The organism is Ramlibacter sp. WS9, assembly GCF_003797765.1.
GTDB lineage: Bacteria > Pseudomonadota > Gammaproteobacteria > Burkholderiales > Burkholderiaceae_C > Ramlibacter.
Genome location: NZ_RKMB01000002.1, coordinates 92,625 through 111,677, shown reverse-complemented (window position 1 = coordinate 111,677; position 19,053 = coordinate 92,625). Strand labels below are relative to the sequence as shown.

The window sequence follows — 19,053 nt, the reverse complement described above, 5'->3', positions numbered from 1 at the left end:
GCATAATTGGCCGTTAGCTCCAGAGGGCAGGATGACCGACATGACGCCCGACCACGCCGAGCTGGCGATGGCGGATTTGATCGACAACGTGGTGCCCACGCGCGGCTACCAGTTGACCCCGCTGGTCGGTCTCGGCGGCTCGGCCGGCGCCATTCCCGCCCTGCAGAAATTCTTCGCAACCGTGCCGGCCAACCCGGGCCAGGTGTTCGTGGTGGTGATGCACCTGGATCCCGAACACGTGAGTCACCTGAGAGAGGTGATCCAGCACAGCTCGTCCATGCCCGTGGTGCAGGTGACAGGCCGGCAGCGCGTCGAGCCCAACCACGTGTACGTGATCCCGCCGGGCAAGGCCATTCGTGCCGTCGACAACTACCTGGTGCTGGCGGACGACGCGCTGACGCCGCGCGGGCGTCATGTGGCCGTGGACCTGTTCTTTCGCACCCTGGCCGACACCTACGGGCCGCATGCGGCGGCCGTCGTGCTGTCGGGCGCCGACGGCGACGGGGCCATCGGCATCAAACGCATCAAGGAGCGCGGCGGCCTGACCGTCGCGCAGGATCCGGAAGAGGCCGAACACGGCGGCATGCCACGCTCGGCCATCGCCACCGGCATGGTCGATTGGGTGCTGCCCGTTGCCGACATGCATGGGCGCGTGGCCCGCTACTTCGCGCTGGAGAAGGAGTTGCAGCTACCGCCCGAGGAGGGACCGCCGCCCACCCACGACAAGCCGCCCACCCGCGCCGACCAGGAGTCGGAACTGCGCGACGTGCTGGGATTCCTGCGCACGCGCACGGGCCGCGATTTCGCCAACTACAAGCGGGCCACCGTGGTGCGCCGCATCGCCCGCCGCATGCAGGTCAACGGTGTCGAGAACCTCACCGGCTACCTGGATTGCCTGCGCACCCAGCCGGGCGAGGCCGGCGCGTTGCTGCAAGACCTGCTGATCAGCGTCACCAACTTCTTTCGCGATGCCGACTGCTTCGACGCGCTGAACGAGCAGCTGGGCGCGCTGTTCACGGGCAAGCGCCCGAACGACACCGTGCGGGTCTGGGTGCCGGCCTGCGCCACGGGCGAAGAGGCGTACACGCTGGCGATCCTGCTGACGGAAAAGGCGCGCGAGATCGAGGCGCCGCCGATGATCCAGGTCTTCGCGACCGACCTGGACGAAGATGCGATCCGCAGCGCGCGTGAAGGCAGCTACCCGCCCACCATCGCCGCCGACGTGTCCGAGGAGCGCCTGCGCCGGTACTTCATCAAGGAACACCGCGGCTACAGGGTGCGGCGCGAGGTACGGGAGATGGTGCTGTTCGCGCACCACGACTTGCTGAAGGATTCGCCTTTCTCGCGCCTGGACCTCATCTCGTGCCGAAACCTGCTGATCTACCTGAACCGTGAAGCCCAGAAGCGCGTGTTCGAGATCTTCCACTTCGCGCTGGTGCCCAACGGCCGGCTGTTCCTCGGCTCGTCCGAATCGGCCGAAGACGCCGCGCCGCTGTTCACGGTGCTGGACAAGAAAAACCGCATCTTCGCCCAGCGCCCGTTGCCGCGCATGGCATTGCCGCTACCCCTGGGCACCGGTACGCTCGCCCTGGCCCTGGTGGCGCAGCAGCATGCGCACACCGGCCCGGTGATCGCGGGACGCGCCTTCGAGCATGCCGCGGCCCCGGCGCCGCCGTCACGCGTGGGCGAGGGCCGCAGCGGCTCCCTGGGCGAATTGCATTTCAAGCTGGTGGAAGCGCTGGCGCCGCCGTCGATCCTGGTGGATGGCGAACACGAAATCCTGCACCTGTCGCCCAATGCCGGCCGCTTCCTGCAGTACAGCGGCGGCGAGCCGAGCAAGAACCTGCTGCACGCCGTGCACTCCAGCCTGCGCATCGAGCTGCGCGCGGCGCTGTACAAGGCCGCGCAGACCAACGCCACCGCCGACGTGCTGGTGAGCCCGGTCGAACTCGCGGGCGAAAGCATCGAAGTCGAGATCCGGGCGACGCCGGCCCGCGCGATCGGGACCGACATGTTCCTGGTGACGCTCAGCGCGCGGCCAACGGGCACTGCCGTGCCGGCCGATGCGGCACAACCGGAGCGTGCCGGTGCCGACCCCGTCGCGCGCCACCTCGACCGCGAGCTGGAGCGCCTGAAGGCGCACCTGCGCGACACCGTGGAGCAGTATGAAGCGTCGACAGAAGAGCTGAAGGCCAGCAACGAGGAGTTGCAGGCCATGAACGAGGAGCTGCGCTCCGCCACCGAAGAACTCGAAACCAGCCGCGAGGAACTGCAGTCGATCAACGAGGAATTGACCACCGTCAACCACGAGCTGAAGGACAAGGTCGACGAGCTGGGGCACTCCAACAGCGACATGCAGAACCTGATGGACGCCACGTCCATCGCCACGGTGTTCCTGGACCGCGAGCTGCGCATCACGCGCTACACGCCGTCGGCCATCACGCTGTTCAACCTGATCGCCACCGACCTGGGCCGGCCGCTCGCCGATCTCGCGACGCGCCTGGACTATCCGCAGCTCAGCGCGGACGCTGCGCGGGTGCTGGAGCGGCTGGTGCCGATCGAACGCGAAGTGGGCCTGCCCGACGGCAAATGGTTCCTGTCGCGCCTGTTGCCCTATCGAACGCTGAGCGACCACATCGCCGGCGTCGTGGTGTCCTTCATCGACATCACCGAGCGCAAGCAGGCCGAGGAAGTGCGGCTGTGGCTGTCGGCGGTGGTGGGTTCGTCGATGGACGCCATCATGAGCTTCGCGTTGGACCAGACGCTGCTGTCATGGAACGCCGGGGCCGAGCGCATCTTCGGCTGGCAGGCGATGGAGGCCATTGGCCAGCCGCTGACTTTGCTTGCGCCGGGGAGCGAGGAGGAGCAAGTGCAACTGATCGATCGCGTGCGCCGCGGCGAATCGATCAGCAATTTCGTGACGATGCGCCAGTGCAAGGACGGCACGAACATCCACGTCGCGCTGACCATCTCGCCGATCAAGGACACGCAGGGCAAGGTCATCGGCGGAACCAAGATCGCGCGCGACATCACGCAGCAGAAAGAGGCCGCCGAGAAGTTGCGCAACAGCGAGGAGCGTCTGCGGCTCGTGGTGGAGAACGCGACGGAGTACGCCATATTTTCGACCGACCTGAAGCGTTGCGTCACCATCTGGAACAGCGGCGCGCAGCGCTTGCTGGGTTACACCGAACATGAGGTGATGGGCCGCAGTGCCGACATCATCTTCACCGAGGAAGACCGCGCGCAAGGCGCGCCCGACCGGGAAGGCGCCACCGCACAGGAGCAGGGCCGTGCCAGCGACGACCGGATGCATCGCCGCAAGGACGGCAGCCGCTTCTGGGCGAGCGGCGTGATGATGCTGATGCGCGACGCAAAAGGCGAAGCGGTGGGGTTCGTCAAGATCCTGCGCGACCAGACGGCGCAGCGCCAGAACCAGCAGGCCCTGGAACACAGCCAGGCGCAGTTGCGGCGCGCGCTCGCCGACACGGAAAGGGCGCGCGCCGAACTGGAAGAAGCCGACCGCGCCAAGGACCGCTTCCTGGCCGTGCTGTCGCACGAGCTGCGCAACCCGCTGGCCTCCATCGACAGCGCGGCCGGGCTCTTGCTCACGCACGAGCTGCCCGACACGGACCGGGATGCGGCCGCCCAGGTGGTCAAGCGCCAGGCCGAAGCCATGAAGGCCTTGATGGACGACCTGCTGGACGTGTCGCGCCTGAAGCTCGGCCGGTTCGAGCTGCACCGCGAACGCGTGATGCTGTCCACCGTGGTCGACACGGCACTGGAGGCGACGCGGCCGCTGCTGCACGCCGCGCACCACAGCCTGACGCTGGACATGCCGAAGTACGCGGTGGAGCTCGATGCCGATCCGCTGCGCATCGGCCAGGTGCTGTCGAACCTTCTGACCAACGCCATCAAGTACACGCAACCCGGCGGCCGCATTGCCCTCAAGGCCCGGCTGGAGGGCAAGAGCGCCGTCGTCTCGGTGACGGACAACGGTGTGGGGATGGAGTCTGCGCAGATGGAGCGCATCTTCGAGATGTTCACCCAGGTCCAGCCCGCGGCCCAGCGCGGCAAGACCGGCCTGGGCATCGGCCTGGCGCTCGTGAAAAACATCGTCGAACTGCACGGGGGCAAGGTCGAGGCGTCTTCGGCCGGGCCGGGGCAGGGCAGCCAGTTCCGCGTGATGCTGCCCGCGGTGCGCGGCGCGGTGCAGGCGGTTGAAGCGCCGGTGCCGGCGCCCGGCGTCACCGTGCCCGCAGCCGGCGCGGCCGCCAAGTCGAAAACGCGCGGCCTGGTGCTGATCGCCGACGACAACATCGACGCGGGCTGGGGCATCGCGCGGTTGCTGGAGATCGCCGGCTTCGCGACGGTTCGCGTGAGCGGCGGGCTCGAGGCCGTACAGGAAATGCAGCGACAGAGGCCCGACGTCGGCATCCTCGACATCGGCATGCCCGACCTGAACGGCCACGAGGTGGCGCGCCAGGTCCGCGGCACGGAGTGGGGCAAGAAGATCGTGTTGATCGCCGCCACCGGCTGGGGCCAGGAGTCCGATGCGCGCGAGGCGCTGGCATCCGGCTTCGATGCCCACATGACCAAGCCGGTGGACCTGCGCAAGCTGAGCGCGGTGGTGGACGAGTTGCTGCTGCGCAAGCGCCGCTAGTCGGTTTGGTTGGACCTCGCGGCGAAGCTGTGCGTGGGCGGGCTGCGGCGCGATGGCTACGGCGTTCGGCATCGCCTGCTGTCGCAAGCTCCTGCCGAATCCCTTGCGCCGGGAGACCCCGCGACCCGCGCGAAAAAACTCCCTGCGCTTCGCTCCGGTCAAACAGTTTTCGCGAGCATGAGACGGTCGCACGGCTTGAGCCGTGCTGGGTCGCGGGGTCGTCCGCCGCAAGCGCCTGGGCTTTATTCGCGCCGCAGCCCGCCCACGCACAGCTTCGCAGGGACTTTGTTGGTGCGCCACCGGTCGTTGGCCACCCCTCCGCCGTCGGCAAAGACAGTGGCACGCCACCGCTGGCACGCCACCATCTCACAGCAACGCCGTAGCCATCGCGCCGCGGCCCGGCCATGCACGGCGTTGCCGCGAGGTCTCAGAACGCCAGTCTCTTCGATCTCTGAAATACCGGGAACCTACGGGGCCTCGCTCAGGTCCTCATTCACCCGAAGGCCGCTCGCATTGCTGCCACTCGTTCTTCCTGCACTCGATCATCTTCAGCTGCGCTTTACCTTTCGGATACAACCCCGACACGAGTTGTTGCGTTTACCCGTTTCACAATGCGGCCATGAGCGCTCTTGCAATTGCCCTGAACCGCTTCGGCATCGGTGCGCGGTCCGACGAGCCTGCGCCGGCCGATCCGCAGCGATGGCTGCTCGCGCAGTTCGAGCAATACGAGGCCTTGCCGGCGCCCTGGAAACCTGTTGCCCACACCCCGGCCTTGGTCGACTCCTGGCTCGCCCAACAGCGCGCCGTCCGGCAGGCGCCGCAGGGCGAGCGCAGCGGGATTCGCGAGGCCTATCTGCGCACGGGCCGGGAAGAATATCTGGCGGCCGTAGGTGCCCGCACCACCAACGCGCTGCAGACCGCGACGCCGTTCGTGGAACGGCTGGTGCACTTCTGGTCCAACCACTTCGCGGTGTCCGTGGACAAGCTGCTGGTGGTGGCCATGGCCGGCGGCTTCGAGGCCGATGCCATCCGCCCCAATGTGCTGGGGCGCTTCGAAGACCTCTTGCTGGCCGTGGTGCGCCACCCGGCCATGCTGCTCTATCTCGACCAGGCGCAGTCGATCGGCCCGCAAAGTTTCGTGGCCCGGCGCGCGCAGGAGCGGCAGCAGCGCGGCCGCGGCCTCAACGAGAACCTGGCGCGCGAGATCCTGGAGCTGCACACGCTCGGCGTGCGCAGCGGCTACACGCAGGACGACGTGACCGAATTCGCGCGGGCGCTCACGGGTTGGACCCTGCCGGGCGATGGATCTGCAGACGGCTCCGCGGCGACGTTCCGCTTCGTCGCCGCTTTGCACGAACCCGGCGCGCGCACGGTGCTCGGCAGAAGCTATGCCGAAGGCGGCGAGCAGCAGGCCCGCGCCATCCTCCACGACCTGGTCACCGCGCCGGCGACTGCGCGCCACATCGCCACCAAACTTGCGCGTCACTTCGTCGCCGACGATCCGCCGCCGGCGCTCGTGCGGCGCCTGGCCGACACCTTCGCTCGCACGGGCGGTGATTTGCCCAGCGTCTACCGCGAACTGGTGGGTTCGCCCGAGGCATGGTTGCCGGCCCAGGCCAAGTTCAAGTCGCCGTGGGAGTGGAGCATTTCCGGCCTGCGCGCGATGGGACGGCGCGAGGTGCCGGCAAGGCAAGCCGCCAACCTCATGAACCAGCTCGGCCAACCGGTGTGGCGGCCCGGCTCGCCCGCCGGCTACGCGGACCTGGCCGGGACCTGGGCTGCGCCCGATGCGTTGATCCGGCGCGTCGAGACGGCGCAGCGACTGGCCGAACAGGCGGGCAACGCCGTCGACGCGCGCGCGCTCGCCCCACGCGTCTTGCCTGGCGGCGTGCTCAGCGAAGCCACCGCCGGTGCCATCGCCCGTGCCGACAGTGGTGGCACCGCGCTGGCGCTGCTGCTCGTGGCCCCGGAATTCCTGAGGAGATGAGAATGAGCCTGGACCGACGCAGCTTCCTCGGCGCGACCGCACTGCTTGCCTCTCCACGCATGCTGTTCGCGCAGGCCGCGACCGAAAGACGCTTCATCTTCATCGTCCAGCGTGGTGCGGCCGACGGCCTGAACACCGTCATCCCGTATGCCGAGCCCGCTTACGCCACTGCGCGCGGCGCGCTTGCCATCGACCCCGCCAGCGCCTTGAAGCTGGATGGCACTTTCGCGCTGCATCCCTCGCTCGCGAATCTGCGCAACCTGTACGGGGCGGGGCAAGCGAGCTTCTTTCATGCGGTCGCGTCCCCTTACCGAGACCGCTCGCATTTCGATGGCCAGAACGTGCTGGAAACCGGTGGCAATGCGCCGTACCAGGTGAAGGACGGCTGGATGAACCGCTTGCTGGGCGTGCTGCCGCGCAGGGGCAAGGACGCGATCGCGTTCTCGCCGGCCATTCCGATGGCACTGCGTGGCCCGCTCGAAGTGGCGTCTTATGCACCTTCCGCGTTGCCGCAGGCGAACGAAGACTTGATGATGCGCGTGGAGCAGCTCTATGCCCAGGACCGGCAGTTGCATGCGCTGTGGTCTTCCGCGCTGGAGGCGCGCGGCATGGCCGCTGGCGCGGGCGGCGCGAACCGCCAGGACGCGACCGCGCTGGGGCGCATGGCGGCCGGCTTCCTCAGCCGCGCCGATGGCCCGCGCATCGCCATGATAGAGACGGGTGGCTGGGACACGCACAGTGGTCAGAACGCGCGGCTGGCGGCTCAGCTCAGGAACCTCGACAACCTCCTCGCCGGGCTCCATGAAGGCATGGGCGCGGCGTGGGACAAGACAGTCGTGCTCGTGGCCACCGAGTTTGGCCGGACGGTGGCGGCCAACGGCACCGGTGGCACCGATCACGGCACCGGCGCAGTGGCGATGCTGGTCGGCGGCGCGGTGCACGGCGGGCGCATCGTCAGCGATTGGCCCGGCCTCGGCAGCGCCAACCTGCAGGATGGCCGCGATCTCAAGCCGACGCTGGCGCTTGACGCACTGGTCACCGCCGCGTGTGCGGAGAGCTTCGCGCTGGAGCCGGACCGTCTTTCACCGGTGCTGTTCCCGCACGGTGGACGAGGCAAGCCGTTGCCGCGCTTGCTGCGCACGTCGGCGTGAACGTCAGTTTCTGAAGCTTGAGCTTGCCGCCGCTGCCTGTCAGTGCGACGCAGCAAGCAGGCGAGTGCACTTGCCCCTGATGGCGTTGATGGCAGTCAGGTGTTTGTCGCGCAGGGCAATCACCTGGGCCGCGTGCCGCGAACCGGCGGTGCGCACCAGGGCATGCAGCAGCTGGGCGTGGCGCATGATCACTTCGACCATGTCCACGGACAACTGGGGCAATGCGGCGGCCAGCTTGCGGATTTCATCGAGCTCGGCATTGACGGTCCTGAAGCGCTCACGGTCGAACCAGCTGTCGATCAGCTGGTCCCAGCTCGCCTGGTAGCGCTCCAGCGCCGCCGCGACGAGGAACTCCATCACACTCATATCGGATACGTGGTCTTGTGCCATGGGGCGCAACTGTAGGCGCCCACGCGGCGCGATGTACCTCATCAACAAGGCGTTACGTATCGGCCAGCTACAATCCTGGCGGGTCCACAGTTCACCCAGACGTTGCCGGGAGCGCAAGTTCCAAGCTGAACCTGTGACGACAAGCACCAGCACCTGAAACATTCTTTCCGTGCCCTGGCTGCAAGCGGCGACTCCAGCACTCCTCACCCGAGCCGGGCACGTTGGGAAATGTTCGATGACACGATTGCTTGTCCCCTTTGCCACGCCCGACGTTTCGGCGCTGGCCAAAACCCTCAAGGGCTTTCTGCACGAGCGCCACGACGCCGGCAAACCGCCACCCACGCACGTGGAGTTGCTGAACCTGCTGGCCCGCTCGGCGGGCCTGCGCAACTTCGCGACGCTCAAGGCGCGGGCCCTCGCCGCGCCCGCCGCGTTGCCCGCTGCCTTGCGCGCGCAGGAAGCCGCGCCGGCAGCGGATGCCGCCATCGACCTGAAGGCGTTGTCGCCGACCGCGCGCAAGACGCTGCTGCAGTTCGACGAATCGCGGCGGCTGGTGAGACTGCCGCACAAACTGTCGGTGCAGCAGATGGCGTCATGGGCGCTGTGGACGCAGTTCGCGGCGCGCCGGCCCTACACCGAGAAGGAGGTGAACGCGATCATCAACGCCAACCACACCTTTGGCGACTACGCGACGCTGCGGCGCGAACTGGTCAACATGAAGCTGCTGGGCCGAACCAGCGACGGCCGCGAATACTGGAAGGAGCCGCACCGGCCCGATGGGGAAGTTCGGGCGTTTCTGCAGGCGTGGCGGGCGGGGCTTCGCTAAATGGCTGTCATGCCCACGTCGCCAAGTCTCGATAAAAATACGTCGTGCTGCACAGCGCGCCATCGGGCATCAGGGCGTAGTTGGGGATAACGCCGACGCGCTGCCAGCCTTGGCGTTCGTAAACGCGTTCGGCTTCGGGGCTCGCGGTGTCCAGCACCAGCAACGTCTTGCCGCAGTCTCGCGCCGCTTGCTCCGCCGCCTGCATCAGCAGCGCGGCGGCGCCGCGACGCCGCGCACGGCGGTGCACCAGCAGCTTGACCAGGTCGGCACGGTGCGGCTGGTTCTCGGGTTGCGCCAGCACCAGCTGCACCGTGCCCACGATGCCCGCCTCGTCGTCGGCCACCAGCAGCACGCGCTCACCGCGCTCGACGCCATCAGCCACGTCGCGCCAGAAGGCGAGGGCACGCTCCGTGCCGAAAGGCTGCATGAAGCTCACCGATGCGTTGCCGGCGACGCAGTCGCACAGCACGTCCGCGAGTTGCCGCAGCTCGTCGCCGGAGACGGCGTGCAGTTGCCGCACCGTCAAGTTATCCGTGGAAGTGTCATGGGCCATCGTCATCTCCGTGCGCCGGGCAATGCGGCGATCACCACCGCATAGCGTGCCGTCTTGCGGGTGGGGTTGTGGTAAGTCATGGGCCGGTCCAGCACGTGGGCCAGGCAATCGCCTTCGCCGAGGCGATGGGTCTCGTCGCCGACAGTCACTTCGATCGTGCCTTCGAGCACCCACACCTGCTGGTGGATCAACGGCTCGCGCGCGCCCGACTCGTAGGCCACACGCGCCTTGGGCGGGAACGACACTTCGACGATCTGGATCGGCGAGCCGGCACCGGCGGGCGAGACGTTGCGGCGCACATAGCCCGAATGCGGGTCGCGCCAGGGCAGCTGGTCGGCCGCGCGGGCAACGGGGCTGGCCGCGGGCTCTGGTGTGTCGAACAGGGAGGCGAGCGGCACGTTCAGGCCGGTCGCGAGTTTCTCCAACAGCACGGCGGTGGGGCTGCTTTCGCCGCGCTCGATCAGCGAGATCATCGAGCGGCTGACGCCGCAGTGCGTGGCCAGCGCGTCCAGCGACAGGCCGCGCGCGGCGCGCAGGTCGCGCACGCGCTGGGCGATGCGGTCGTTGAGAGATGCGGCTTCTTCTTTCATCTTGGACGGAGTGTCCAAGATATTGGATTAGTCGTCAAGCGGGCGCGCGAAACGAACCGAACCAGCTGCGGGTGCCCGTCTTCAGTGGCCCGAGTTCGCCGATTGCCAGAACGACTCCGCGGCTTTCCCCGCAGGGCGCGGGTCGCGGTACAGCCGGATTTCCAGCGGAATCTTCCAGTCGTCGGCGGCCGCCACGGCGAGCCGGTTCGCCGCAAGGTCTTCTTGCACCAGGGTCAGTGGCAGCCACGCGATGCCGCGCCCATCGAGCGCCATGGTCCGCAAGACCGACGCCAGGTGCGCGGTGAATGCCACGCGCACCGGCATCGCGTCGAGCCGCCGCCCGACCACCGCGCGAACAATGCGTCCCAGTCCCGACTCTTCGGGGTACTGCAGCACGGGAACCTGGCCGGTGTCGCGCCCGCCGATCCGATACCGGGGACTTCCGTCGCTGTCCGCCTGGGCTACCGGGACGAGCTGGTCCTGCCCCACCGGGATGGACAGGTACGGATCGGCGTCCAGTTCGCCGCGCGCCTGCGAATGCGCGTGACTGAGGACGAACTGCACCTGGCTTTGCCGCATGAGCGACTCGCATCGCTGCAGCACATCGGAGACGAGCTGCACCGGCCCGAGCGTGGTGCGCGATTCGAGATCGCGCAGCCATCGCGGCAGGAAGGTGAAGGAGAGCGCGTGCGTGGCGGCGATGCGCAGCGTCACCGAACTGGCTTCCGCCACCATGCGCGCCTCGCCCTGCACGCGCGCGACACGCAACAACAGGTCGTCCGCGACGGCGCGAAACCATTCGCCCACTTCCGTGAGACGTGCCGGTTGCGTGCTCCGGTCGAACAGGTCGGCGCCCAGCCATTCCTCCAGGGCCCGGATGCGCCGGCTGAAGGCGGGCTGCGTCGTGTGTCGCTCCTCGGCAGCGCGCGAAAAGTTGCCGGTGGCGGCCAGCGTTCGGAAGTCTTCGAGCCAGACGAGATTCAGCATCGGTGCTTTCCGGGCATCAAAGGAGAGAAAAAGAGCATTGGCCGCGCAAAGGCGAACTGCCGACCATAAGGCACCTCACCGACCCCTGGAGACATTTCATGAAGATCGTCGAAATCCGCGAAAAAACCATTCCCATCAGTTCCCCGATCCGCAACGCCTACATCGACTTTAGCAAGATGACGCTGAGCCTGGTCGCCGTGATCACCGACGTGGTGCGCGACGGCAAGCCGGTGGTGGGCTACGGGTTCAATTCCAACGGCCGCTACGGCCAGGGCAAGCTCATGCGTGAGCGCTTCATCCCCCGCCTCATGGAGGCGAACCCCGACTCCCTGATCGACAGCAGCGGCAGGAATCTGGATCCCCACAAGATCTGGAACACCATGTTCACCAACGAGAAGCCCGGCGGCCACGGCGAGCGTTCGGTGGCGATCGGAACCATCGACATGGCCGTGTGGGACGCGGTCGCCAAGATCGAAGGCAAGCCCTTGTTCCAGCTCCTGGCCGACCGCTACGGCAACGGCCAGCCGAACCGCAGGATCTTCGTGTACGCGGCGGGCGGCTATTACTACCCCGGCCAGGACCACGCGAAGCTCAAGGACGAGATGCGCAGCTACATCGACCGCGGCTACACCGTCGTCAAGAAGAAGATCGGCGGCGCGTCGCTCGACGAAGACCTGCGCCGCATCGACTCGATCCTGAGCGTGCTGCAAGACGGGCAGAAGCTGTGCGTGGATGCGAATGGCCGGTTCGATCTGGACACCGCCATCGCGTATGCCAAGGCGCTGTCGCAATACGACCTCTTCTGGTACGAAGAGCCGGGCGACCCGCTCGACTTCGAGTTGCAGGCGCTGCTCCGCAACTACTACAAGAACCCGATGGCCACGGGCGAAGACCTGTTCTCGATGCAGGACGCACGCAATCTGATTCGCTATGGCGGCATGCGCCCCGACCGCGACTGGTTGCAATTCGACTGCGCGCTGAGCTACGGGCTGGTGGAGTACCTGCGCACCCTGGACATGCTGAAGGAACACGGCTGGTCCGCGAGCCGCTGCATCCCGCACGGCGGCCACCAGATGTCGCTGAACATCGCGGCGGGCCTGGGGCTGGGCGGCAACGAGTCGTATCCCGACCTGTTCCAGCCCTTCGGCGGCTTTCCGGACGGTGTGAAGGTGCAGGACGGCTACGTCACGCTGCCGGATTTGCCGGGCATCGGATTCGAAGGCAAGGCGGATCTGTACCGCGAGATGCAGGCGCTGTCGGCCTGATGCCCGATTCAACAGGAGCCATCACATGAATATCTTCAATCGCATCGTCGGCATGCTCGTCCTGGCCACTGTCTCGATCGGCGCCTGGGCCGAATTCCCCGACAAGCCGGTCACCCTGATCGTGCCCTTTGCCGCCGGCGGGCCGAGCGACAAGATCGCCAGGGACTTGGCCGAAGCGCTTCGCAAGCCGCTCGGCCAGACGGTCATCGTCGACAACGCCGGCGGTGCGGGCGGCACGATCGGCGCCACCAAGGTCGCGAAGGCGAGCCCGGACGGCTACACGCTGCTCGTCCACCACATCGGCATGTCGACGGCTCCGGCGCTGTACCGCAAGCTGGGCTTCAAGGTGCTGGAAGACTTCGAATTTCTCGGGCTGATCAACGAAGCGCCGTCCGTCCTCATCGGCAAGCCCGGCCTGGCGGCCAACAACTTTGCGGACCTGCGCACCTGGATCGCCGCCAACAGTGGCAAGGTCAACCTCGCCAATGCGGGGCTGGGCTCGGCGTCCCATCTTTGTGGGCTCATGTTCCAGAACGCGCTCAAGATCAACATGACGACGGTTCCGTACAAGGGCACCGCGCCGGCGATGACGGACTTGATCGGCGGGCAAGTGGACCTGATGTGCGAACAGGCGACCAACGCGGTGCCGCAGATCGAGGGGAAGAAGGTCAAGGTCTACGGTGTGACGAGCCTGCAACGCCTGCCGATTCCCGCCTTGAAGGATGCGCCGACATTGTCCGAGGCGGGCCTGAAGGACTTCAACGTCCAGGTCTGGCACGGCCTGTACGCGCCACGTGGCACGCCGCCAGCAGTGCTTGCCAGGCTGAACGCGGCCCTTCGCCTTGCCCTGAAGGACCCAGAGCTGGTCAAGCGCCAGGAGGCGCTGGGACTTTCGGTGATCAGTGACGGCCGACTCGATCCGGCGGGACACAAGAAATTTGTGGAGGCCGAGATGGCCCGGTGGTCGAAGGTGATCAAGGACGCCGGCGAGTACGCTGATTGATTTCGTAGGTTCCTGTTCGCGACAGGTCAACGTTGGCGGACGCGCGAGCACCCCGCGGGGCGCCTCCTTGGCCAGGAGCCTCCTTTGATTGGAGGATGCGAACCCCTGACGATTCCCTATACTCCCGGCAGCGCGGCGCCAGTCCGTGCGGGAGGGATCAATGAAACTCGCAAGAGCTGTCCTGGTTTGTGGTCTGGCCCTGGCCGCCGCGGCGCACGCGTTCGCGGCGGATGCGCCGCCCGTGGTTCCCGCGGTCAGCCCGCCGCCTGCCTGTCCCACCGCGCAGGACCTGAACCAGGTGGCCGTCTTGGAGGCCGCCCGCGTGGACGTGCACAACGGCGCCAAGCCCGACGATGCGCGCACGGTGCGGCTGCGCAGCGGCATCGAGCTGAAGGTGAAGAACCTGCAGACGCTGCTGAACCTCGCGTCGTGCAGCACGGTGAAGAAAAAGATCGTCCTGTTCCTCGACGGCCGTCCCGTGCCGGACCTGTCGCCCTATCCGCCGACCGACCCGCAATCCGGGACGCTGAGGTTCGAGCTCCGGCGCGACGAGGCTTCGCGCGACGTGTGGACCCACCTGCTGGGTCGCGCGCGCTCCGTCGCCCGCGAAACCGAAGCCAGCGTGGGACTGGCCGATGGCTACCCCGTCGCGTCGAACGCGAAGGTGCTGTTCGAAGTCATCGACCTGCGCTGGCTCGCGGCGTGGGGCGTGGTGCTTCTCGTGCTGGGCTTCACGTTCTGGCGCATGGCCGCCAAGAGCGACATGCTTCGCGACTACGGCGCCGCGCCCGCTGGCGGGCGCGCCAAGGCGTACAGCCTGGCACGCGTGCAGGCGGCCGTCTGGTTCTTCCTCACGCTGGCTTCCTACGCGTTCATCGGGCTCATCACGGGCGACTACGACTCGTCCATCACGGGCACCGTGCTCGCGCTGATGGGCATCAGCGCCGGCACCGCGCTGGGTTCATCGCTGATCGACGCCTCGCCCAATGCGGGCACTGCCGCCGCGGCCGCTGCGCCGGCCCCGGCTTCCTCCGGGTTCCTGCGCGACGTGCTGAGCGACGACAAGGGCGTCAACTTCCACCGCTTCCAGATGTTCGCGTGGACGCTGGTACTGGGCATCATCTTCCTGCACGAGGTGTGGGCCAACCTGGCGATGCCGCAGTTCAACGGCACGCTGCTGGGCCTGCTGGGCATCAGCTCCGGCACTTACCTGGGGCTGAAGATGACGAACGAAGGGCCCGTGACCGGCGCAGCTTAGCGGTCTGCGGTCGCCACCGTCATCTCCAGTTCCACCGACGCATTCTTGGGCAACTGGTAAACGCCCACGGAGGTGCGGGCATGCCGGCCCGCTTCGCCGAACACGGCGTGCAACAGGTCGGAGGCCGCATCGGCCACTTCACTCAATTGGGTGAAGTCGGCCTCGCATTGGGTGAACACGCCCACGCGCAGGACTCGGCTCACCGCATCCAGGCTGCCCAGCGATTGCCTCAGCAATAGCAGCGCGCGCACCGTGCAAATCTCGGCGGCATGACGCGCCTGCGCCAGCGTGACATCGCGGCCGACGCGCCCGGTGACGACGACGCTATCTCCCACGCGCGGCACCTGGCCGCTGACCCAGGCGGTGTGGCCTTCGTGAACCACGGACACATAGTTGCCGCCGATGCGGATCTCGCCCTCGAACGAGTGGCCGAGGCGGCGGATGATGCTGTCCAGGGCGTCCTGGCGGGATGGGGCGTGTGGCACGGGTAGACCTCCTGCCTCGAGCGTAAGGCCATCGGCGCCTGCGGCACAGGTACATGCCATGAGTACGGCATGAGTACTGTATCGGCCCAAATACAGGAGCACCGCGCCAAGCGTAGGACGCCGCGCTGCACCGGAGGGCCGCCTGGCCTACGGCTGGTACCGCCGAGTTCGCACGCCGGGCTCGACCGTGGGGCCCTACGGTCTGGTGGGTCAACACAAGGAGACCCCATGAAGACAAAGACCACCCTCGGCACGCTGATCGCTGCCGCCGCCCTCGCCGCCAGCGGCTTCGCCATGGCACAGGCCGACCCGCCCAGTTCCACCGCAGGCAACAACTGCACGGCCACGGGCAACGCCATGAAGGGCGGCAACATGAGCGCCAACCCTTCCAAGACGGCTTGCGGCACGCAAGGCAGCGCCAACACCGCGGCTGCCGCCACCACAGGCACCACGACGGCCGAACCTGCGACCAGCGCCAGCACCGCCGGCACGACCGCGATGGGCAACACCACCGCGCCGGCCAAGCCGATGCGCGTGGCAAAGGCCGACCGGAACTAATCCCGGCCGTCCCTAAGCCGGCGACCGGGCGTTCATCGCGAACTCTTCCTCCGGTGAGAGGATGAGGCGGCGGCGCCCCCACAAAGCGAAGTAGGCCACGCCGATGGCGAACCACAGGCCTACCCACAGCACGCCGGTGCGATAGACCGGGTCGTTCAACTGGAACCAGAGCGTGACCAATGCGATGGCGATGGTGAGGACGGCACCCGGCACGCCCAGCGGGCTGCGGTAGGGCCGATCGAGCTTCGGCAAACGGCGCCGCAGCAGGATGAACGCCAGCGCCTGCATCAGGTACGAGAACATCGCGCCGAACACGGCCATGTTCAACAGGATGCCGCCGATCACCGCGGCGCCGCGTTCCGCGCCCAGCGTGAGCCACAGCGCGAACATCACGGCCAGCGCCATCAGCGCGCCCACGGTCATCGCGAGGTGCGGTGTCTTGCGGCTGGAGTGCGTGACTGAAAGCACGGACGGAAAGTAGCCCGCGCGGCTGAGCGAATAGATCTGCCGGCCCTTGGCGAAGATGATGGTGTGGAAACTCGCGATGAGCCCCAACACCGCCACCAGCGCCAGCGCCTTCGCAACGCCTGCGCCGTAAATCGCCTTGAAGCCGTCGAGCAGCGGCTCGCCCGACTTTGCGAGTGCGTGCGATCCGATGTTGGGCAGCGACGGGTTGAGCCACAGGACGAGGAAGGCCGACACCAACAAGGTGCCCATGCCCGCAAGGATGCCGATCGGCATGTCGCGGCGCGGGTCCACCGATTCCTCGGCAGCCAGCGGGAGCTGCTCGATGGCGAGGAACAACCAGACGGCAAAAGGCATCGCCGCCAGCACCCCGCCCAGTCCCAGTGGCAGGAAGGGCCCGTTGCCTTCCGGCAAGGCCACCCCACCCGGGCCGACGTTGAGCGCCCAGCGGCTGAAATCGGCGGCCGGGAGCGCGCTGACCCAGAACACCACCAGGCACGCGAGGGCGAGCAGCGTCACCACCAGCGTCACCTTGAACGAGAGCTCCACGCCGACGATGTTCAGGCACACGAACACCAGGTAGAACGCGACCCACCACACGGGCTGCCAGGCCGCGGGCGTGCCGAAGATGCCACCCATGTAGCTGCCGATGAAGTAGACGATGACGGCGGGCGTCAGCACGTACTCCACGTTCTCGGCAAGTCCCGTGAGAAAGCCGCCCCAGGGGCCCATCGCCGTGCGCGCGAAGGAATAGGCGCCGCCGGTATGCGGCAGCGCGGGCGACATCTCCGCCAGCGAGAACGTCAGGCCCAGGTACATGACGGCGATGACGATGGTGGCCAGCAGCATGCTGCCCCAACCGTTCGCCAGCCCCAGGTTCCATCCGGAGAAATGGCCGGAGATCACGGCGCCCACGCCCAGCGCCCAGAGCGACCAGACGCCCGCGTAGCGCCGCAGCCCGCGCCGTGTGAAGTAGCTCGCGTCGACCTTGGCGTATTCCACGCCCGAGGGATTGCCCATGTGCACCTCCTTTGGGGCCGCAGTTTGACCGAAATCCGCCGCGAGCGATACCTCGCGCGGCGCGCAGCCTGAGTTTCGGGAGGCGCTGGAAGTTGGCGTCCAAATAAATTAGATTTGCACACAAAATGAATTTTTATTAAAATCTACTTAATGCCAATCCAGTCGCGCGCCCTTCGGCAATTGCCCATCAGCTCCACCACGGCAATCCGAGACCTCGGCGCCGACTTGGCCGTGGCTCGGCTGCGCCGTGGTGAATCCCTGAAGGTATGGGCCAAACGCGTCGGCATCTCCGTGCCGACGCTGATGAAGCTTGAAGCGGGCGATCCGGGCATCAGCGTCGGCATCGTCGCGTCCGCTCTGTGGCTGATCGGCCGCGATGGCGAACTGGGCACTCTCGCGGCCCCGGAGCACGACCGCGGTGCGATCGAGATGAGCGTGCAGCAGGCAATGGACCTGGGCCGGCAGCGCGCCACACAGGCCGCCAGGCGCGAACTGAACAAGCGCAAGCCCAAGGATTCGGCATGAACTTCCGGGAATTGCACCTGTGGTTCGTCGCCGACCGGGCAAGCCCGATCCACGTCGGCGTGCTGACGAAGTCCGCGACCGGTCCCGGCATCGCACTGCGTTACGCGGACGGGTGGATGAACTCCGGGTTCGCCCTCAGCGAAGACCTGCCGCTGAGGGACCAGCTGTTTCTTCCGCCATCCCGCCAGCAAGGCGGTCAGCCGGTGGCTGTCGGTGCCATCGACGATGCGCGCCCGGACAGGTGGGGCGAGCGCGTCATCGAATGGGTCATCAACCCCGGCAGGAACTCGCTGATGGAGTTCCTCTACTTTGCCGGCGACGATCGCTTTGGCGCCCTCGGCGTTTCCACCTCGGCGACCCGGTACGAGCCGGCCCCTCTCGGCCCGTTGCCTACGATCGACAAGGCCCAGAAGATCAGCGAAGTCGCCGCAAAGATCGAGGAAGGCCAATCCGTTTCCAAGGCCGAGGCGCAAGTGCTCCACGGCGGCGGAACCCTCGGTGGGGTCAAGCCGAAAGCGCTCGTCCAGATCGATGGAATCGAGTGGATCCTCAAGTTCAACTCGCAGGGCTCGAACGTCGATACGTCGCTGCTCGAGCATGCCACCATGACGATGGCGGCGAAGGCAGGGATCGACGTCGCGCGGACGCAGCCCATCAGGCTTGTCGACGGGCACGCCATCGCGATCCGCAGATTCGACCGCGCGGCCGATGGCAAGGGCCGGCTCCACGCGCTGTCCGCCGGGACGGCATTGCGTGCCGCGAACGTCGAGCCCGCGGAGTTCGGCTATCCGGAACTCGCGCAGCTGCTGCGGCGGCTGGGGGCGCCGGGCGTCACGGATCGCGATGGCGTGGAGCTGTTTCGGCGCATGGTGTTCAACATCCTGGTGGAAAACACCGACGATCACGAGAAGAACCACGCCCTGTTGGTCGCCGATCCCTGGAAGCACGGGCGCATGCAACTCGCGCCGGCCTACGACGTGCTCCCTGCGATGTCCGGCCAGGGGCACCAACAGTTCAAGTGCGGAGCCCTCGGTTCAGAGTCGTCGCTCGCCAACGCAATGACGATGTGCGAAGACTTCGGGCTGCCGCCTCCCGCCGCCGCGGAAGAAGTCGTTCGGCTCATCGGTATCGTCAACGGATGGCGGGACCATTTCAGATCATGCGGCGTGAGCGGCGCCGACATGAAGACGCTGCAGGGTTGGCTCGACTCCGGCGAGAAGAAAGAAGAACGACAGCAGTTCTCGCCGAAGGACCATTTGCGATCCGGGCGCCCCAAGCGGCGCAACCCGTTCTCACTCCGGTAACGCGATGGCGCGGGCGCGCGCCCCGT

16 protein-coding genes are annotated in these 19,053 nt (G+C 67.2%); 10 read left to right on the top strand and 6 right to left on the bottom strand.

Going from position 1 to position 19,053, the window contains the following annotated elements; all coding sequences use genetic code 11:
- Positions 1-40: 40 nt before the first annotated feature.
- The 3 genes from EEB15_RS03400 to EEB15_RS03390 all read left to right on the top strand — a co-directional run bounded on the left by EEB15_RS03400 (position 41) and on the right by EEB15_RS03390 (position 7,798).
- Positions 41-4,660 (top strand): CheR family methyltransferase, encoded by a 4,620-nt coding sequence (locus EEB15_RS03400; protein WP_233259338.1) that lies wholly within the window; start codon positions 41-43, stop codon positions 4,658-4,660.
- Positions 4,661-5,279: 619 nt separating this feature from the next.
- Entirely contained in the window at positions 5,280-6,647 is a 1,368-nt protein-coding gene (locus tag EEB15_RS03395) for a DUF1800 family protein (RefSeq protein ID WP_141508133.1), read from the top strand.
- Entirely contained in the window at positions 6,644-7,798 is a 1,155-nt protein-coding gene (locus EEB15_RS03390; RefSeq protein WP_199236446.1) for a DUF1501 domain-containing protein, read from the top strand. Before EEB15_RS03395 ends, EEB15_RS03390 begins: the two co-directional genes overlap by 4 nt.
- A gap of 39 nt (positions 7,799-7,837) precedes the next feature.
- On the opposite strand, the gene EEB15_RS03385 is transcribed toward EEB15_RS03390, so the two are convergent.
- Positions 7,838-8,188: a hypothetical protein gene (locus EEB15_RS03385; protein WP_141508131.1), complete on the bottom strand. Its 351-nt coding sequence runs from the start codon at positions 8,186-8,188 to the stop codon at positions 7,838-7,840.
- Between the two features lie 235 nt (positions 8,189-8,423).
- On the opposite strand from EEB15_RS03385, the gene EEB15_RS03380 reads away from it, so the two are divergent.
- Positions 8,424-9,014, top strand: coding sequence for a DUF2087 domain-containing protein (locus EEB15_RS03380; protein WP_141508130.1), 591 nt, complete (start codon positions 8,424-8,426; stop codon positions 9,012-9,014).
- A gap of 7 nt (positions 9,015-9,021) precedes the next feature.
- On the opposite strand, the gene EEB15_RS03375 is transcribed toward EEB15_RS03380, so the two are convergent.
- From EEB15_RS03375 to EEB15_RS03365, 3 genes are all read right to left on the bottom strand, one after another.
- On the bottom strand, positions 9,022-9,567 hold the full coding sequence (locus tag EEB15_RS03375) for a GNAT family N-acetyltransferase (RefSeq protein WP_141508129.1): 546 nt from the start codon (positions 9,565-9,567) through the stop codon (positions 9,022-9,024).
- Positions 9,568-9,569: 2 nt separating this feature from the next.
- A complete protein-coding gene (locus EEB15_RS03370) occupies positions 9,570-10,157 on the bottom strand; it encodes a helix-turn-helix domain-containing protein (protein WP_141508591.1) in 588 nt (195 codons plus the stop codon).
- Between the two features lie 81 nt (positions 10,158-10,238).
- A complete protein-coding gene (locus EEB15_RS03365) occupies positions 10,239-11,144 on the bottom strand; it encodes a LysR family transcriptional regulator (protein WP_141508128.1) in 906 nt (301 codons plus the stop codon).
- 98 nt (positions 11,145-11,242) lie between these two features.
- Here EEB15_RS03365 and EEB15_RS03360 point away from each other — a divergent pair, with 98 nt between their 5' ends.
- From EEB15_RS03360 to EEB15_RS03350, 3 genes are all read left to right on the top strand, one after another.
- On the top strand, positions 11,243-12,409 hold the full coding sequence (locus tag EEB15_RS03360) for a mandelate racemase/muconate lactonizing enzyme family protein (RefSeq protein ID WP_141508127.1): 1,167 nt from the start codon (positions 11,243-11,245) through the stop codon (positions 12,407-12,409).
- Between the two features lie 25 nt (positions 12,410-12,434).
- The gene (locus EEB15_RS03355) at positions 12,435-13,412 is read left to right on the top strand and encodes a tripartite tricarboxylate transporter substrate-binding protein (RefSeq protein ID WP_141508126.1); all 978 of its coding nucleotides are present in this window, start codon (positions 12,435-12,437) and stop codon (positions 13,410-13,412) included.
- 160 nt (positions 13,413-13,572) lie between these two features.
- Positions 13,573-14,670 (top strand): hypothetical protein, encoded by a 1,098-nt coding sequence (locus EEB15_RS03350; RefSeq protein ID WP_141508125.1) that lies wholly within the window; start codon positions 13,573-13,575, stop codon positions 14,668-14,670.
- On the opposite strand, the gene EEB15_RS03345 is transcribed toward EEB15_RS03350, so the two are convergent.
- A complete protein-coding gene (locus EEB15_RS03345; protein ID WP_233259337.1) occupies positions 14,667-15,155 on the bottom strand; it encodes a RidA family protein in 489 nt (162 codons plus the stop codon). The two genes, EEB15_RS03350 and EEB15_RS03345, sit on opposite strands and share 4 nt — an antisense overlap.
- A 228-nt stretch (positions 15,156-15,383) precedes the next feature.
- On the opposite strand from EEB15_RS03345, the gene EEB15_RS03340 reads away from it, so the two are divergent.
- Positions 15,384-15,713: a hypothetical protein gene (locus EEB15_RS03340; RefSeq protein ID WP_141508123.1), complete on the top strand. Its 330-nt coding sequence runs from the start codon at positions 15,384-15,386 to the stop codon at positions 15,711-15,713.
- Positions 15,714-15,725: 12 nt separating this feature from the next.
- On the opposite strand, the gene EEB15_RS03335 is transcribed toward EEB15_RS03340, so the two are convergent.
- The gene (locus tag EEB15_RS03335) at positions 15,726-17,198 is read right to left on the bottom strand and encodes an amino acid permease (RefSeq protein ID WP_141508122.1); all 1,473 of its coding nucleotides are present in this window, start codon (positions 17,196-17,198) and stop codon (positions 15,726-15,728) included.
- A 150-nt stretch (positions 17,199-17,348) separates the two neighbouring features.
- Between EEB15_RS03335 and EEB15_RS03330 the strand changes: the two genes are divergently transcribed.
- Positions 17,349-17,723, top strand: coding sequence for an XRE family transcriptional regulator (locus tag EEB15_RS03330; protein ID WP_233259336.1), 375 nt, complete (start codon positions 17,349-17,351; stop codon positions 17,721-17,723).
- On the top strand, positions 17,720-19,027 hold the full coding sequence (locus EEB15_RS03325; protein ID WP_141508121.1) for a type II toxin-antitoxin system HipA family toxin: 1,308 nt from the start codon (positions 17,720-17,722) through the stop codon (positions 19,025-19,027). The genes EEB15_RS03330 and EEB15_RS03325 overlap by 4 nt, the downstream gene beginning before the upstream one ends.
- Positions 19,028-19,053: the final 26 nt, after the last annotated feature.

What these genes read in the sequence shown, in the direction of transcription:
- EEB15_RS03390 (WP_199236446.1), top strand. Translation starts at nt 6,644, where the DNA reads ATGAGAATGAGCCTGGACCGACGCAGCTTCCTCGGCGCGACCGCACTG.
- EEB15_RS03340 (WP_141508123.1), top strand. Translation starts at nt 15,384, where the DNA reads ATGAAGACAAAGACCACCCTCGGCACGCTGATCGCTGCCGCCGCCCTC.
- EEB15_RS03325 (WP_141508121.1), top strand. Translation starts at nt 17,720, where the DNA reads ATGAACTTCCGGGAATTGCACCTGTGGTTCGTCGCCGACCGGGCAAGC.
- EEB15_RS03395 (WP_141508133.1), top strand. Translation starts at nt 5,280, where the DNA reads ATGAGCGCTCTTGCAATTGCCCTGAACCGCTTCGGCATCGGTGCGCGG.
- EEB15_RS03335 (WP_141508122.1), bottom strand. Translation starts at nt 17,198, where the DNA reads ATGGGCAATCCCTCGGGCGTGGAATACGCCAAGGTCGACGCGAGCTAC.
- EEB15_RS03370 (WP_141508591.1), bottom strand. Translation starts at nt 10,157, where the DNA reads ATGAAAGAAGAAGCCGCATCTCTCAACGACCGCATCGCCCAGCGCGTG.
- EEB15_RS03400 (WP_233259338.1), top strand. Translation starts at nt 41, where the DNA reads ATGACGCCCGACCACGCCGAGCTGGCGATGGCGGATTTGATCGACAAC.
- EEB15_RS03385 (WP_141508131.1), bottom strand. Translation starts at nt 8,188, where the DNA reads ATGGCACAAGACCACGTATCCGATATGAGTGTGATGGAGTTCCTCGTC.
- EEB15_RS03355 (WP_141508126.1), top strand. Translation starts at nt 12,435, where the DNA reads ATGAATATCTTCAATCGCATCGTCGGCATGCTCGTCCTGGCCACTGTC.
- EEB15_RS03350 (WP_141508125.1), top strand. Translation starts at nt 13,573, where the DNA reads ATGAAACTCGCAAGAGCTGTCCTGGTTTGTGGTCTGGCCCTGGCCGCC.
- EEB15_RS03330 (WP_233259336.1), top strand. Translation starts at nt 17,349, where the DNA reads ATGCCAATCCAGTCGCGCGCCCTTCGGCAATTGCCCATCAGCTCCACC.
- EEB15_RS03365 (WP_141508128.1), bottom strand. Translation starts at nt 11,144, where the DNA reads ATGCTGAATCTCGTCTGGCTCGAAGACTTCCGAACGCTGGCCGCCACC.
- EEB15_RS03360 (WP_141508127.1), top strand. Translation starts at nt 11,243, where the DNA reads ATGAAGATCGTCGAAATCCGCGAAAAAACCATTCCCATCAGTTCCCCG.
- EEB15_RS03375 (WP_141508129.1), bottom strand. Translation starts at nt 9,567, where the DNA reads ATGGCCCATGACACTTCCACGGATAACTTGACGGTGCGGCAACTGCAC.
- EEB15_RS03380 (WP_141508130.1), top strand. Translation starts at nt 8,424, where the DNA reads ATGACACGATTGCTTGTCCCCTTTGCCACGCCCGACGTTTCGGCGCTG.